The sequence below is a fragment of the Prescottella equi genome (genome assembly GCF_020171745.1).
GTDB lineage: Bacteria > Actinomycetota > Actinomycetes > Mycobacteriales > Mycobacteriaceae > Prescottella > Prescottella equi_A.
Genome location: NZ_JAIVAH010000013.1, coordinates 362,598 through 378,020, shown reverse-complemented (window position 1 = coordinate 378,020; position 15,423 = coordinate 362,598). Strand labels below are relative to the sequence as shown.

14 protein-coding genes are annotated in these 15,423 nt (G+C 70.2%); 5 read left to right on the top strand and 9 right to left on the bottom strand.

Features of this window, described 5'->3' with window-relative positions; translation table 11 throughout:
• Positions 1-108 precede the first annotated feature (108 nt).
• The 3 genes from cofD to LCL87_RS11885 are packed head-to-tail and all read left to right on the top strand — an operon-like array spanning position 109 to position 3,065.
• A complete protein-coding gene (gene cofD / locus LCL87_RS11895; protein ID WP_225019758.1) occupies positions 109-1,113 on the top strand; it encodes a 2-phospho-L-lactate transferase in 1,005 nt (334 codons plus the stop codon).
• A gap of 56 nt (positions 1,114-1,169) precedes the next feature.
• Positions 1,170-2,516, top strand: coding sequence for a coenzyme F420-0:L-glutamate ligase (locus tag LCL87_RS11890; RefSeq protein ID WP_225019756.1), 1,347 nt, complete (start codon positions 1,170-1,172; stop codon positions 2,514-2,516).
• Positions 2,517-3,065 carry an NUDIX domain-containing protein gene (locus LCL87_RS11885; protein WP_225019754.1) on the top strand — a complete coding sequence of 183 codons (549 nt, stop codon included), beginning with the start codon at positions 2,517-2,519 and terminating at the stop codon, positions 3,063-3,065.
• 85 nt (positions 3,066-3,150) lie between these two features.
• On the opposite strand, the gene LCL87_RS11880 is transcribed toward LCL87_RS11885, so the two are convergent.
• The 5 genes from LCL87_RS11880 to rfbD all read right to left on the bottom strand — a co-directional run bounded on the left by LCL87_RS11880 (position 3,151) and on the right by rfbD (position 7,909).
• Entirely contained in the window at positions 3,151-4,068 is a 918-nt protein-coding gene (locus LCL87_RS11880; RefSeq protein WP_225019753.1) for an NAD-dependent epimerase/dehydratase family protein, read from the bottom strand.
• A gap of 108 nt (positions 4,069-4,176) precedes the next feature.
• Positions 4,177-4,953: an SGNH/GDSL hydrolase family protein gene (locus LCL87_RS11875; RefSeq protein ID WP_225019751.1), complete on the bottom strand. Its 777-nt coding sequence runs from the start codon at positions 4,951-4,953 to the stop codon at positions 4,177-4,179.
• A 49-nt stretch (positions 4,954-5,002) separates the two neighbouring features.
• Positions 5,003-6,082 (bottom strand): mannose-1-phosphate guanylyltransferase ManB, encoded by a 1,080-nt coding sequence (manB, locus tag LCL87_RS11870; protein ID WP_225019749.1) that lies wholly within the window; start codon positions 6,080-6,082, stop codon positions 5,003-5,005.
• Complete coding sequence (locus LCL87_RS11865; RefSeq protein WP_225019747.1) at positions 6,079-6,981, bottom strand: glycosyltransferase family 2 protein; 903 nt, start codon at positions 6,979-6,981, stop codon at positions 6,079-6,081. Before LCL87_RS11865 ends, manB begins: the two co-directional genes overlap by 4 nt.
• A 34-nt stretch (positions 6,982-7,015) precedes the next feature.
• Positions 7,016-7,909 (bottom strand): dTDP-4-dehydrorhamnose reductase, encoded by an 894-nt coding sequence (gene rfbD, locus LCL87_RS11860; RefSeq protein ID WP_225020015.1) that lies wholly within the window; start codon positions 7,907-7,909, stop codon positions 7,016-7,018.
• A 40-nt stretch (positions 7,910-7,949) separates the two neighbouring features.
• Here rfbD and LCL87_RS11855 point away from each other — a divergent pair, with 40 nt between their 5' ends.
• Together LCL87_RS11855 and LCL87_RS11850 are read left to right on the top strand one after the other, a co-directional pair.
• A complete protein-coding gene (locus LCL87_RS11855) occupies positions 7,950-9,491 on the top strand; it encodes an LCP family protein (protein WP_510850743.1) in 1,542 nt (513 codons plus the stop codon).
• 22 nt (positions 9,492-9,513) lie between these two features.
• Positions 9,514-10,233 (top strand): TIGR03089 family protein, encoded by a 720-nt coding sequence (locus tag LCL87_RS11850; protein ID WP_225019745.1) that lies wholly within the window; start codon positions 9,514-9,516, stop codon positions 10,231-10,233.
• A gap of 6 nt (positions 10,234-10,239) precedes the next feature.
• Here the strand turns inward: LCL87_RS11850 and LCL87_RS11845 are convergent, their stop codons facing one another.
• From LCL87_RS11845 to LCL87_RS11830, 4 genes are all read right to left on the bottom strand, one after another.
• Positions 10,240-12,681, bottom strand: coding sequence for an ABC transporter permease (locus tag LCL87_RS11845; protein WP_225019743.1), 2,442 nt, complete (start codon positions 12,679-12,681; stop codon positions 10,240-10,242).
• Positions 12,681-13,436 (bottom strand): ABC transporter ATP-binding protein, encoded by a 756-nt coding sequence (locus LCL87_RS11840; RefSeq protein ID WP_225019741.1) that lies wholly within the window; start codon positions 13,434-13,436, stop codon positions 12,681-12,683. The genes LCL87_RS11845 and LCL87_RS11840 overlap by 1 nt, the downstream gene beginning before the upstream one ends.
• 106 nt (positions 13,437-13,542) lie before the next feature.
• Positions 13,543-14,211, bottom strand: coding sequence for a response regulator transcription factor (locus tag LCL87_RS11835; protein WP_225019738.1), 669 nt, complete (start codon positions 14,209-14,211; stop codon positions 13,543-13,545).
• A gap of 10 nt (positions 14,212-14,221) precedes the next feature.
• Positions 14,222-15,403, bottom strand: a complete 1,182-nt coding sequence (locus tag LCL87_RS11830) for a DUF7134 domain-containing protein (RefSeq protein WP_225019737.1) — start codon at positions 15,401-15,403, stop codon at positions 14,222-14,224.
• Between the last annotated feature and the right edge of the window lie 20 nt (positions 15,404-15,423).

The following is a 15,423-nucleotide window of genomic DNA, read 5'->3' as shown; positions in this document are numbered from 1 at the left end:
AACGGGAAAAGTCGTTTACTATCCGCGCCCCACCGCACAGCGTGGTACAACCCGGTTCGATGAGACAGCCTCGATCAGCACTGAGCGACAACGCATAGGCTTCGGGTTGTGAAGGTGACTGTATTGGTTGGCGGCGTCGGAGGGGCCCGTTTCCTCCAAGGTGTTCGAAATCTGCTCGGCGACGGGGCATCGGGGGCCGGCGCGTCCCCCGATCACGACATCACGGCGATCGTCAACGTGGGCGACGACGTCTGGATGCACGGACTGCGGATCTGCCCAGATCTCGACACGTGCATGTACACCCTCGGCGGCGGCATCGACCCGGAACGTGGTTGGGGTCATATCGGCGAAACCTGGAATGCCAAAGAGGAACTCGCGGCGTACGGTGCTCAGCCGGACTGGTTCGGTCTCGGCGATCGCGACATCGCCACGCACCTGATCCGCAGCCAGATGCTGCGGGCCGGTTACCCGCTCTCGGCCGTCACCGAAGCCCTCTGCAAGCGCTGGCAGCCCGGTGTCTCGCTGTTGCCGGTCAGCGACGACCGCAGCGAGACCCACGTCGTCATCACGGATCCCGACAGCGACGCGGATCCGACCGGGCAGCCGCAGAAGGCAATCCACTTCCAGGAGTGGTGGGTCCGGTACCGCGCGCAGGTTCCCACGCACAGCTTCGCGTACATCGGTGCGGAGCAGGCGAAGCCGGCGCCCGGAGTGCTCGAGGCGATCGAGTCGGCGGACATCGTCCTGCTGGCTCCGTCGAATCCGGTGGTCAGCATCGGCGCCATCCTGGCCGTCCCGGGAATTCGCGGCGCCCTACGCACCACCAAGGCCAAGATCGTGGGACTGTCCCCCATCATCGGCGGAAAGCCGTTGCGCGGCATGGCCGACGAGTGCCTGGACGTGATCGGGGTGGAGACCTCCGCCGAGGCGATCGGCCGTCACTACGGTGCACGTTCCGGTACCGGCATCCTCGACGGCTGGCTCATCCATTCCACCGACGAGGCCGACGTCCCGGGCGTCGAGGTCCGCAGCGTGCCCTTGATCATGAGCGACCCCGAGACGACCGCGGAGATGGTCCGCGCCGCCTTCGACGTGGCCGGAGTGAGCCTGTGAACGACCCAGTCGACCGGAGTGAGCCTGTGAACGACCCAGTCGACCGGAGTGAGCCTGTGAGCGTGCGCGATCACGGTGCGGGACGGGCGATCGAGATCCTGCCGGTCCCCGGCCTTCCCGAGTTCCGCCCGGGCGACGACCTGGCCCACGCGATCGTCGAGGCAGCGCCGTGGCTCGCCGACGGCGACGTGCTCGTCGTGACCAGCAAGGTGTTCTCGAAGGTCGAGGGACGGATCGTGGCCTCCCCCACCGATCCCGACGAGCGCGACGCCGCCCGCCGCCGCCTCGTCGACCAGGAGGCGGTCCGGGTGGTGGCCCGCAAGGGTCGCACCCTCATCACCGAGAACAGGCTCGGCATCGTGCAGGCGGCGTCGGGCATCGACGGCTCCAACGTCGACGGCGCCGAACTGGCCCTGCTGCCCGAGGATCCGGACGGCAGCGCCCGAAAGCTGCGCGGCGACATCGAGTCCCGGCTCGGCGTCGACGTCGCCGTCGTCGTCACGGACACGATGGGGCGCGCGTGGCGCGTCGGCCAGATCGATGCTGCGATCGGAGCCTCGGGCGTGCCGGTCCTGCACGCGTACGCCGGTGCGGTCGACAGCCAGGGCAACGAACTGTTCGTGACGGAGGTCGCGGTCGCCGACGAGATCGCCGCGGCAGGCGATCTCGTCAAGGGCAAGCTCGGCGGCGTTCCGGTCGCAGTCGTCCGGGGGCTGGGCCTGGACGACGACGGCTCGGCCGCCGAGAAGCTGATCCGCCGCGGTCCGGAGGACCTGTTCTGGCTCGGCACCGCGGAGTCGATGGAACTGGGGCGGCGCGAGGCGCTGCTGCTGCGTCGGTCCGTGCGTGAGTTCTCCGACGAACTCGTCGATCCCGACGCGCTTCGGGACTCGATCGCGGAGGCGCTGACCGCACCTGCACCGCATCACACCCGGCCGGTGCGGTTCGTGTGGCTACGCAGTCCGGACGTCCGCAAGCGCCTGCTCGATGCGATGCAGCAGCGGTGGCGCGACGACCTCGCCGCGGACGGCCTGAGCCCCGAGCGGATCGAACGACGAGTGAACCGCGGCGACATCCTCTTCCGTGCCCCCGAGGTCGTGATCCCGTTCTGCGTGCCCGACGGCGCGCACGACTACCCCGACGAGAGCCGCACCCGGGCCGAGTCGACGATGTTCACGGTCGCGGTCGGTGCCGCGGTGCAGGGCCTGCTGGTGTCACTCGCGACGCGCGGCATCGGCAGTTGCTGGATCGGGTCGACGATCTTCGCGGCCGACACCGTCCGGGCCGAGCTGGATCTGCCCGTCGACTGGCAGCCGCTGGGCGCGATCGCCGTCGGGCACCCGGTCGAACCTTTGACCCCACGCGAGCCGGTCACGCCGGGCGACGCCCTCGTGGAGCTGTAGATGTCCGCACAGTCGTTGCACGCGTCCGCTCGCGAGGCGCTGCAGAACTGGGACACCGACTCCGACGCCGCGGAATCGTTGCGGCACACGATGCTCGCGTTCCTCGACTCCGCACCCGACGGCTGCCTGCGCGCGCACGCACCGGGACACATCACGGCGTCGTCGCTCGTGCTGGACGAGGGTGGCTGTCATGTGCTGCTGACGCTGCACCCCCGGGTGGGCCGGTGGATCCAGCTCGGCGGGCACTGCGAGCCCGGCGACGAGACGGTCGTCGACGCGGCGCTGCGGGAGGCGCGGGAGGAGTCGGGCATCGACGGTCTGCGGATCGATCCGCGGCTGCTGTCGGCGCACACGCACCCCATCACGTGCTCGCTGGGGGTGCCGACTCGCCACCTGGATCTGCGCTTCCTCGTCCGGGCACCGGAGGGGGCGGCGATCACGATCAGCGACGAGTCGCAGGACCTGCGCTGGTGGCCCGTCGACGATCTGCCCGAGGGGGCCGAGAAGGACACGATCGACCACCTGGTCCGGCTGGCGAACGCGCGCTGAGCACGGCCCCCGCCGGACGATCACACCGAACACGAAAGGGCCGGTCCCGCGGATCACTCTGCGGAACCGGCCCTTCGTCGTCGGGTCAGTTCGCGACTGCCGCCTGCACGATCTCGTACATCTCGGCGATCGCCCGCGCGCAGTCGTTGCGCGTGAAGCCGAGCAACTCGACGTCGGCCGGGTCCGGCTCGTACGCGATGACGTTTCCGCGGCCCTGGACGATGAAGCTGTCCGGGAGCAGCGGGTGTTCCTCGTTGCGCTCCTCGATGGTGCGGTTGCCGCCGGCGGCGTCGACCAGCAGCTGGAAGTACTCGGTGAAGGTCAGGTTCTGATCGCCGATCAGGTACGCCTTGCCCGACTCGGCACGCTGCAGCGCACCCCCGATCGCCTCGGCGAGCGAGTGCGCAGACAGGTAGTTGGTGCCGCCGGCGGGGGCGAAGTCGGGGATCTCCGGCTCGTTGCCCGCGGCCCACGAGAACAGCTTGCGGTAGCGCTTGGCGGACACGCCCGAGATGGCGCCGAGGATCGACGGCGGGTTCAGCGTCGAGACGTTGAAGTTCTCGTCGGCGAGGGCGCGGGCCCCCTCGTCGGCAGCCTTGCGGGCCGCGACGTACGGCATCGTCTCGGCATACTCCGGGCGCAGGTGGTGGTAGTAGCTACCGACCTGGACGAAGCGGGAGACACCGGCCTCCTTGGCGAGCGCGGCGAAGCGCGGCACGCCGCCGGTCTGCGTCTTCTCCCAGAACTCGGCCTCGTCGACACCGCGCCCCATGTGACGGATGTCCTGCCCCGCAGCGAACACGATGCCCTCGTACGGGGCCAGCTGCGCCGCGGTGAAGGTCTGCTCCGTGTAGTCGCCCAGCAGCACCGGGAAGTCGCGCACCGGCGAGTCGTCGGCCAGCGGGTTGCGCGCCGCGACCGTGACGTCGTTGCCCTGCTCACGCAGGTGCAGCGCCGTGTGGGCGCCGATCATGCCGGTGCCGCCGACGATCAGGATCTTCATGGAATGCCTCTTCCGTAGGAGTGGAGCTGTACTGCGGCCCTGAACCTACGGAAGGGTGACACGGCGACGGATGCCGTTTCTCGGAGAGCGGGAGATCGGACCCGACGGCTATCGGATCGGCGCGAGCGTGGGCCGCTTGGCGGTGATGCCGTCACCCGACGACGTGCCGCGGAGCCGGCGCCCGATCCACGGGAGGAGGAACTCCCGCCTCCACCGACGGTCGGCCTCGCGCCGCGAGGCCTTGTCCGTGGGCAGCTCCGGACCCAGCGAATCCATCACGATGTGGTGCTCGACCCCCAGGGTCTGCAGCACCCGGATCGCCATGTTCTGGTGTCCGGGGGTCGACATGTGCAGTCGATCCCAGTCCCACATCCGCAGGTCCCGGTATTCGTCGAAGCGCCAGAAGTCGACGATCGTCGCCCCGTGCCGGTCCGCCACCTCGCGCACCAGTTCGTTGTAGACCGCGGAACGGCCGCGCAGCTTGCCGAACACCGCGGCCCAGCCGGCGTCGTAGGCGGTCCACACCAGCACCTTCGCACCGGTCGCGGCGAGCTTGCCGATGGCCTCGTCGTACCGCGCGACCAGCGCGTCGATGTCCACCTTGGGCCGCATGAAGTCGTTGCCGCCCGCGTAGATCGTCACCAGATCCGGCTCGAGCGCGACGGCCGCCTCGACCTGCTCGTCGACGATGGGGCCCAGCAACCGACCCCGGACCGCGAGATTCGCGTATCCGAAGTCGGCGCTGCGCGTGGCAAGTTCCTCGGCTACCCGGTCGGCCCAGCCCCGCAACCCGTTGGGCCGGGTGGCATCGGGGTCGCCGACGCCCTCCGTGAACGAGTCACCGAGGGCGACGTACCTGTGGAAGACCGGTTCCTGCGACAACATAACCCCAGTATTTCAGTAGCAACGCTAAAGAAGACGGCTCCGTGCGGAATCACACGTCGGTGCTGAACCGCACTCCGCCGTCGGGCAGCTTCACGCCGGGCCAGATCCGCGCCCCGCCGACCAGCTCACAACGGGCACCGACGTCGGCGCCGTCACCGATCACCGCGTCCCGGATCAGTGCACGCGGACCGATGCGGGCACCGAAACCGATGATCGATCGCTCGACCACCGCCCCGGCCTCGACCTGCGCGCCGTCGAACAGCACCGCACCGTCCAGGCGGGCGCCGGCGCCGACCTCGGCACCGCGGCCGACGACGGTACCGCCGATCAGCAGCGCACCCGGCGCCACCCCGGCACCCGGATGCACGAGCGACTCACCGCGCGGGCCCTCGAGCGCCGGCGACGGCGCGATGCCACGCACGAGATCCGCGGATCCGCGGACGAAGTCGTCCGGGGTGCCCATGTCGCGCCAGTACGACATGTCGACGTGACCGAACACGCGGGCACCGTCGGCCAGCAGAGCCGGGAACACCTCACGCTCGACCGACACCGGACGATCCGACGGGATCTTCTCGATGATCTCGCGGCGGAAGACGTAGCAGCCCGCGTTGATCTGATCCGTCGGCGGATCCTGCGTCTTCTCGAGGAACGCCTTGACCCGGCCGTCCTCGTCGGTGGGAACGCAACCGAACGCGCGCGGATCACCGACCCGCACGAGGTGCAGCGTGACGTCGGCGTTGGTGCGCTCGTGCGTGTCGAGAACCGCGGCCAGGTCGGTGCCGCCCAGGACGTCACCGTTGAAGACCATGATGTTGTCGGCGCGCAGGCTCGGCAGCACGTTGCGGATGCCACCGCCGGTGCCCATCGGCTCCACCTCGGTGACGTACTCGATCTCGAGCCCGAGATCGCTGCCGTCGCCGAAATGCTCCTCGAACACCTCGGCCTTGAACGACGTACCCAGGACCACGTGCGTGATGCCGGCCTGCTTGATCCGCGCCAGCAGGTGGGTCAGGAACGGAACTCCCGCCGTGGGGAGCATCGGCTTGGGCGCCGACAGCGTCAGGGGGCGCAGCCTGGTCCCCTGGCCTCCCACCAGAATTACGGCATCGGTCTCCGCAGCGAGTGTCATGCTTTCCCCTCTGTCTCGATCTCTTCGTCCTCGCGTCCTGTCCGCCGGCGGACGGCTGCCGCAACCGCCAGCTTCGAACGCAGTGCCAGTCCGCCGCGCAGTGCCCACCGCAGTGGCGCCTGCCACCACAGCGGATGCCGGTCGGCCTGGAAGCGATAGGCGCTCGCATGGTGAGCGGGCAACATCAGCTCGGGATGCTTCCCGGCCGCGTGTCCCTTGGCGTGAGTGACCTCCGCCGAGGGGACGAACACGTTGAGCCAGCCCGCCCGTCCCAGCCGGTCCCCGAGGTCGACGTCCTCCATGTACATGAAGTAGCGCGAGTCGAACCCGTCCACCGAATCGAACGCGGACCGGCGCATCAGCAGGCACGAGCCCGACAACCATCCCGCCGGACGCTCGGTGATCGTCTCGTTCTCCTGCCGGTACCGCAGCGTCCACGGATTCGACGGCCACACCGACCCCAGGACTGCGTGTCCCGCACCCGAGATCAGATCCGGGACCTGACGGGCCGACGGGTACACGCTCCCGTCGGGCTCCCGCACCATCGGGCCCAGAGCACCGGCTCGTGGCCACCGCTCGGCGGCCGCGAGCAACTCGTCGATCGACCCCGGCGACCACCGCACGTCGGGGTTGACGACCATGACGAACTCGATGTCGGGGTCGATCTCGGCGACAGCGCGATTGATCGCGCCGCCGTAGCCGATATTGCCGCCGGTACGAAGCAGCCGGACATGATCGTGAGCCGCTGCCGCTGCCTCGGGGGCGCCATCCGTCGAACCGTTGTCGGCGAGGATGACCTGCGGGTTCTCGACCGTCGCTGCGGCCAGCGTGCTCAGAAAATGCTCCAGATGCTCGCCAGGCGAGTAGGTCACCGTCACGACGGCCAGCTTCGAACTCACGCGGGCAAGCCTAGCCCGCGTGCCCGTATCGTCCTCATCGACGTTGCGCCAGCGCGTCGGCGAGCGCGTCCTGCCACGGGCGCAGCGGCGTCAGGCCGGCCGCTTCCCAGGCGCGCGGAGACAACACGGAGTATGCCGGTCGTGGTGCCGGGCGGACGAACTCGGCGCTGGTGCACGGCCGGACCCGGTCGGGGTCCGCGCCCACACCGGCGAACACCGCGCGCGCCAGGTCGAACCACGTAGCGCTGCGGGCGTTGGTGGCGTGCAGCGTCGCGCCCCGCGGCCCGCCGACGCGCGCCAGCTCGAGCAGACCGGCGGCCAGGTCCACGGAATACGTCGGCGAACCCACCTGGTCGTCGACGACGGAAACCGTGTCCTGCTCACGCTCGAGCCGCAGCATCGTCGCGACGAAGTCGGTGCCGGTTCCGGTGTACACCCACGCCGTCCGGACGATCTGCGCGTCGGGGAGTGCCGCGCGGATCGCGAGCTCACCGGCGAGCTTGGTCCGCCCGTAAGCGGTCCGCGGGCCGGTCGGATCCCCCGGCTCGTACGGTGCGGCATCGCCGCCCGCACGGTCACCGGAGAACACGTAGTCGGTGGAGACGTGGATCAGGTCCGCACCAGCCTTCGCGCACGCCGCCGCGAGATTCCGGGCCCCGGTCTCGTTGACCGCGGTGGCCGCCGCCTCGTCCGACTCCGCGGCGTCGACCGCCGTGTAGGCCGCACAGTTCACGACGACCGCACCGGGCGTCACCCACGAATCGACGGCGCCGGCGTCGGTGATGTCCAGCTCAGCGGAACCGACACCCGCCACCGGCAGTCCCGCGGCCTCGGCGCACTGCACCAATCGGCCACCGAGTTGCCCCCGCGCACCCGTCACCAGAATCCTTCGCACAGGGAGCGAGTCTGGCACGCCGAGCGCCGCCATGCCCTGTCGAAGCGGAATCACCAGTAGCCTTGTCGCCAGTATGAGTACCGACCGTCATGGAGGCCGACGCGTGCCACAGGAGCCCACCGCACGGACGGTGCCGCGAGCGCAGAACCCGCTCTCGCGCATCCAGATCGCTGTCGCGATCGCCGCGGTGCTGGTCCTCGTGATCACCGGATTCGCTTGGCGCAGTGTCGACTCCCTGCGCTCGAGCCTCGCCACGATCGGCGGCCTCGGCCTCGGCGGCACCAAGGACGGTGCCGTCGACATCCTGCTCGTCGGCACCGACAGCCGCACCGACGCACACGGCAATCCGTTGAGTCAGGCGGAACTCGACTCGCTGCGCGCAGGCGAGGAGGTCGCGTCCAACACCGACACGATCATTCTGGTCCGCGTCCCCAACGACGGCAGTTCCGCGACGGCGATCTCGATTCCGCGCGACGCGTACGTCGACGTGCCCGGCATCGGGAAGTCGAAGATCAACGCCGCGTACGGCGCCACCAAGGAAACCGAACGCCAGAAGCTGATCGAGGACGGCGAATCGGAGAAGACCGCAGAGAAGGAGGCCACCCAGGCCGGCCGTGAGGCGCTCATCGAATCGGTGGCGAACCTCACAGGCGTCACGGTCGACCACTACGCGGAGATCGGCCTGCTCGGCTTCGTTCTCCTCACCGACGCCGTGGGTGGCGTCGACGTGTGCCTCAACGCGGCTGTGGACGAACCGCTCTCGGGTGCGAAGTTCCCCGCGGGCGAGCAGACGCTGTCGGGTGCGAACGCGCTGAGCTTCGTCCGGCAGCGGCACAACCTGCCGCGCGGCGACCTCGACCGCATCGTCCGCCAGCAGGTGTTCATGGCATCCCTCGTCCGTGAGGTGCTCAGCGCGAAGACCCTCACCAGCCCGGGCAAGATCAACCAGCTGACCGCGGCCGTCAAGCGCTCGGTGGTGCTCGACTCCGACTGGGACATCATCGAATTCGCGACGCAGCTACAGGATCTCGCGGGCGGCAAGGTGCGCTTCGAGACCATCCCCGTGGTCGACATCAACGGGATGACCGACTACGGCGAGTCGATCGTCCAGGTCGACCCGAAGGCCGTGCGCAAGTACGTGGCCGGGCTCGCCGGTGAGCAGCCGGCCGAGGACGACACCACCACCTCGACGACACCGACGACCATGCCCGACATCGACGTCTCCTCGGTGACCGTCGACGTCGCCAACGACAGCAGCATCAGCGGTCTCGCCACGAGCGTCGCCGCGACGCTCGAGAACGAGGGCTTCGGCCTCGGTGACGTCGGCAACAACACCGGCAAGTCGGTGAGTCGCAGCACGGTGTTCGCGAACAAGTCCGACAGCAAGGCCGGCCAGGCCGTCTCCGTCACGCTCGGCGGGCTGCCGATCGAGGCGGATTCGTCGCTGTCGTCGGGCGAGGTCCGGGTCGTGCTCGCGGGCGATTACAAGAGCCCGTCGGGTTCGTCGTCGTCGAATGGGTCCGGTGGCGTCTCGGACGCGGGCACCTCCCCCACCCCGGTCGAGCCGGGGCCCGCGATCGACGCCGGCAACAAGGGCCCGCACTGCGTGAACTGACCGCACCGGATGAACTGACAGAATGGGCGCCGTGACCGATCTGACCACCGCACTGCTCGACCCGATCCTCGCCGCCGATCCGGCGGGCCCGAGGATCACCTACTACGACGACGCCACCGGCGAGCGCATCGAGCTGTCGGCGGTCACGCTCGCCAACTGGGCGGCGAAGACCGCGAACCTGCTGTCCGACGAGTTCGCACTGATGCCCGGTGCCCGGGTGTCGGTCCTGCTGCCCGCACATTGGCAGACCGCCGCCGTGCTGCTCGGCGCGTGGTGGGCGGGGCTCGAGGTCACGCTCGACGCCGACCCCGACGCGGACGCCGCGCTCGTGACGGTCGACCGACTGGACGACGTTGCCGACGCCCCCGAGGTCGCGGTCCTGTCGCTCGACGCGTTCGGCCGCCCGGTGCCCGACCTGCCCGTCGGCATCACCGACTATGCGACGGCCGTCCGCGTGCACGGTGACCAGTTCCGGCCCACCGGGTCCGGCGCTGCGGCCCTCGACGGACGCAGCATCGACGACGTCCTGTCCGCCGCCCGCGCCGCGGCCGCCGCCGACGGTGTCGCCTCGACCGACCGGGTGCTCTCCACCCGCTCCTGGTCGACGCCCGACGAACTGATCGCCGGCCTGATCTCGGTGCTCGCGGTCGGGGCCTCGCTGGTGCAGGTGAACAATCCCGACGCCGACGCGATCGAACGTCGCGTCGGCGCCGAGAAGATCACCGCACAGATCGGCCGGTAGCCGCCCTCACGCCAGCGCGGCCACCGGCGCCGTGCGGGCCGCCCGTCGCGCCGGCAGGATCGCGGCGATCACTCCGGCCACGCCGCCGCCCAGCACGATCAGCAGCAGCGTCAGCCACGGCAGGGTGCCGAGTTCGAGGTCGTCGAACCCGAACACCGACGCCGATCCGGTGATGCCGAATGCGAGACCCAGCGCGACGCCGAGCGCAGATGCGACACCCGCGATCAGCACCGCCTCCCACAGCAGCAGCGACCGCAGGCCCGCACGGGTCAGGCCGACGGCCCGGAGCAGGCCGGACTCGCGTCGGCGCTCGAGTACCGACAGCGCCATCGTGTTCCCCACGCCGATCAGCGCGATCACCACCGCCACCGACAGCAGGCCGGCGACGATCATCAGCAGGGTGTCGAGGACCGTGTCGAGTGTCGCGCGCATCACGAGCGAGCCGCCGACTTCGCTGCCCGGAGCCAACTGCTCTGCGAGCGAGGAGATCTCGTCCTGGACGGCGCGCTGCTCGTCGTCCGAAAGCCCGTCGGCGAGCCGGATCCACAGCTGTTCGGTGCTCGCCTGGGGCGACAGCGACCCCAGGGCTCGCTGATCCATCATCGCGGGCAGGTCGCCCGACCCGCCGACGGTGAACTCGCCGCGTCCCGTGGCACCCGCGAGCATCACCTGTACGCCGGACTCCAGTCCGAGACCGGTCCGGTCGTCGACCGGCAACAGCAGTTGCCGATTGCCCGGCAGGTCGACATCGGTGCGCAGGGTGGCGCGCACTGCCGCCACGTCGGCGCCGTACACCGTGAGCGTGCGGCCGTCGGGCAGCGTGAGGTCCGCGACAGTGAGCGGTGCCACCGCGTCCACCCCGTCCAGCGCCCGCACCCGGTCGGTGAGACCGGTCGGCAGGCCCCCGTCCTGCCACGTGCCGACGCTCACGTCCACCGGGAACTGGTCGTCGACCGCGCCGGGGGCGCTGGCCTTGGTGACGGCGATACCGACGACGAGGGTGCTCGTGAGCGTCACACCGATCAACAGTGCCGTCGCGGTCGCGGCGGTGCGCCGGGGATTGCGTCCGGCGTTGCCCGCCGCGAGCATCCCGACGGGGCCACCGAAACGGCCCAGCACTGCACCGACACGGGAGATCACGGCCGGGACGATCCGCTGACTCAGCAGCACCACCGCGACGAACGTGAGCAGACCACCGAGGCACGCGGCGAGGACCTGCGCCGTGGCCACACCGATCGCGAGGATGCCGACACCCACTGCCAGCCCGAGCATTCCGAGGAACCTGCGGGCCCGCGACACCACCACCGGTTCGGGCTTCGACTCGAGCGGCTGCAGCGCCGCCAGCGGCGACACCCGTGTCGCGGCCCGTCCGGGCGCCGACGCCGCGATCATCGTCATCGCGATGCCGACGACCAGTCCGGCGATCACTGTGACCGGCGTGACGGTCAAGCCGCGCAACGGGATCGGGGCGTCGGTGGCAGCCACGATCCGGCCCACCACCCAGGCCGTCGCGACGCCGAACGCCACGCCCAACACCGACGCGACCACACCCACCCCGGCGGCCTCGGCTCGCACACTGCGCCGCACCTGCGCGGCCGTCGCGCCGACGCAGCGCAACAGTGCCAGCTCCTGGGTGCGGGCCGCGAGGAGCACCGCGAACGTGTTCGCGATGACCAGTCCCGCGACGACGACCGCGATGGCGCCGAACGCGAGCAGCACACTCGCGAGGAGATCGGAGTCACCGAGGAACTGCTGCGACGCCAGTTCCGTCTGCCGGGCCGCGGTCTCCACCGTCGCGTCCGCGGGCAGCGCCGCGCGGACCCGGTCGGCCAGCTGCTGCTGTGTCACTATGCCGTCACCGGCGACGCGGATCTCCCGCGCCCCGCCACCGGACGTCCACGCCTCCAACTGTCCGGGTGTCGCGAACACCGTGGTGCCGTCCATGCCCTGCGCGGTGCCGGACAGGTCGACGTGGCCGACCACCGTCGCGGTCTCGGTGACCTGCTTCTCACCGCCGAGTGTCGTGACCGTGATGTTGCCGCCGAGCGGGACACCCGAATCCTTCTCCACCGCAATCTCGCCCGGCGCGGCGGGGAAACGCCCGTCGGCGAGCGACTGCCAGCGCAGCGCGGCGTCGTCCGCCACGGACTGCGCCGACCCCCACGCCGCGGACTCACCGTCGCGTCGGACCTTGACGCTCACCGAGACGTCCTCGCTCACCGCACGCACGCCGGGCACCGCCGCGATCGCGGCCACGTCGGCGCTGCCGGTCACGACGACGTCCGACGACGCGTACTGACCGGCCAGCGAATCCGTCACGCCCGACTTGAGCGTCGAGTTCAGGGTGAGGGTCGCGACGATGAAGGCCACCGAGATCACGACCGCGAGCGCCGAGGCGACATACCGTCCCGCATGGGCGCGCATCTGCGCCCACGCCAGCCCGCGCATCAGTGCGTCCTGCTGACGTCGTCGGCGCCGAGCGAACGCATCGTCTCGATCACCGAATCGGTGGTGGGACGGTCGATCTCGCCGGCGATGCGGCCGTCGGCGATCAACACCACCCGGTCGGCGTACGACGCGGCGACCGGGTCGTGGGTCACCATCACGACGGTCTGTCCGGTCTCGCGGACACTCGAGCGCAGCAGGTCGAGCACCTCCGCACCCGTGCGGGAATCCAGATTGCCGGTGGGCTCGTCCGCGAAGATCACGTCCGGCTGCGGCAGCAGCGCCCGCGCCACCGCGACCCGCTGCTGCTGACCGCCCGACAACTCGTGCGGGCGGTGTCCGAGCCGGTCGGTCAGACCCAGACGGCGCACCACCTCGTCGCGCCACCCCGGCTCGGGCAGGCGTCCCGCCAACCGCATGGGCAGCAGCATGTTCTCCTCGGCCGAGAGCACCGGCAGCAGGTTGAACGCCTGGAACACGAAGCCGATCCGGTCGCGTCGCAGTTCCGTGAGCGCCCGGTCACCCAACCGCGTTATCTCGGTGCCGCCCACCTCGACGGTCCCCGCGGTCGCGGTGTCGAGGCCGGCGAGGCAGTGCATCAGCGTCGACTTGCCCGAGCCCGACGGGCCCATGATCGCGGTGAACGCACCCGCGCCGAAGTCGACGTCCACTCCACGCAGTGCATGGACGGCGGTCTCGCCGTTCCCGTAGGTCTTCGTCAGGCCGCGAGCCCGCACCTTCTGGTCGTCAATTCTCATGGAATCGACGTTATGGCTGGTCAGGGATCCGGCACATCGGAGCGCGGGGCGATCTCCGCGACGCTCGCAGTCATACCCCGGTAGGACCGCGCGTCATCCTGACGGCTCAGTCGGAGCCGAGGAGATCCTGCGGCCGCACGAGACCGACCTGGAACGCGTACACCACGGCCTGGACGCGGTCGCGGGATCCGGTCTTCGAGAGAACCCGTCCCACATGGGTTTTCACTGTCGCCTCGGACACCACGAACTTCTGCGCGATCTCGGAGTTCGACAGTCCGTGGGCCATCGCCTCGAGCACCTCGACCTCGCGCGGTGTCAGATCCTCCGGCAGCGACGGCTGCGCCGAGTCGCTCAGCATCGGGCCCACGTGCTGCAGCAGCTTCCGGGTGGAGCGGGCCTCGATGACGGCGTCGCCGCGGTGGACCGTGCGGATCGCGTCGAGCAGTTCCTCGGGCGGCACGTCCTTGAGCAGGAAGCCGCTGGCGCCCGCGCTGATCGCGGACATCACGTACTCGTCGTTCTCGAACGTGGTGAGCACCACTACCTTCGGCGAGTCGTCACGGGCGGTGAGCCGACGAGTGGCCTCGATGCCGTCCATGTTCGGCATCTGGACGTCCATGAGCACGACGTCGGCCGGTGTGCGGGACAGTTCGTCGACAGCGCGCGCCCCGTCGGACGCCTCGAGCACCACCGTGAGGTCGGGCTGCGAATCGATCACCATGCGGAAGCCGGCCCGCACGAGCTGTTGGTCGTCGACGAGGGCCACGCGGATCATGCCGTCCAGCCTAGGGCGCGACGTACGGCAGCAGTCCCTGCACCCGGTAACCGCCACCGGACACGGGACCGGCCGAGAGTCGCCCGCCGTGCAGTTTGGCGCGCTCGGTCATTCCGATCACGCCCTGCCCGCCGGGAGACGGCTCGATCAGTGCCGCCGCACCGCCCCGGCCGTCGTCGCTGACGACGAGTTCGAGTTCGCGCTCGCCCCAGTTCACGTCGACCCGCGCCTCTGCGCCGGGTCCGGCGTGCTTGAGCACGTTGGTGAGCGACTCCTGCACGATGCGGTACGCGGTCAGGCCTGCGCCGGTGGACAGGTCCCGCGGCTCGCCGGTGACGTTCAGCGCGACGTCGAGCCCGCCGCGCTGCAATTCGGCGACGAGCCCTTCGATGTCGCCGACGCCCGGCATCGCGGAGAACTCGCGCGGCCGGTCCTCGCGCAGCACCGACAGCAGCGCCCGCATGTCCGTCAGGGCCTGCCTGCCCGTCGATGCGATCGTCTCGAGCGCGGTGATGGCGGCCTGCGGATCCTGCGCCGCGCCGTAGCGGCCGCCGTCGGCCTGCGCGATGACGACCGTGAGCGAGTGCGCGACGATGTCGTGCATCTCCCGTGCGATGCGCGTGCGCTCGCCGAGGGCTGCGAGCTCGGCCTCCTGGGCGCGCTCGAGTTCGAGCAGCCGAGCCCGTTCGGTCAGTCCCTCGATCTCCTTGAGACGGACCCGTCGCAGATCGCCGAACGCCCACACCGCCAGCACGAACACGACGAGGAACGTCGAGGTGATCACGGCCTCCTGCCAGCCGCGTCCGTCGTACGCGAAATACTCGAGGCCACCGACGGACGCGCCCCCGATCGCGATCAGCAGCGCCGTGTAGCTGCTCCACCGCGGGGTGTACGCGGCGAAGGCGTACAGCGCGATCGGCACCGCGATCACGCTCGGCAGCAGCATGTTCGGGATCAGCACCAGATGGGCTACCGCGAATCCCGCGATGGTGAACCCGGAGACGATGGTGTGCGAGCGTCGCCACGCCAGCGGCACCGTCATACCGAGCGACACCACCAACGCCTTGTCGCCGCCGCCGGCGGCAGCCAAGAGACAGGCGAACGACAGAAACGCCGCCACGACGCGGTCGATTCCGACCGCGTGGGCGGCGCTCCAGCGATACCAGCGCTCACTCAGGGGGAACCGGGCCATGCCGTCAGCCTAGAGCCCGA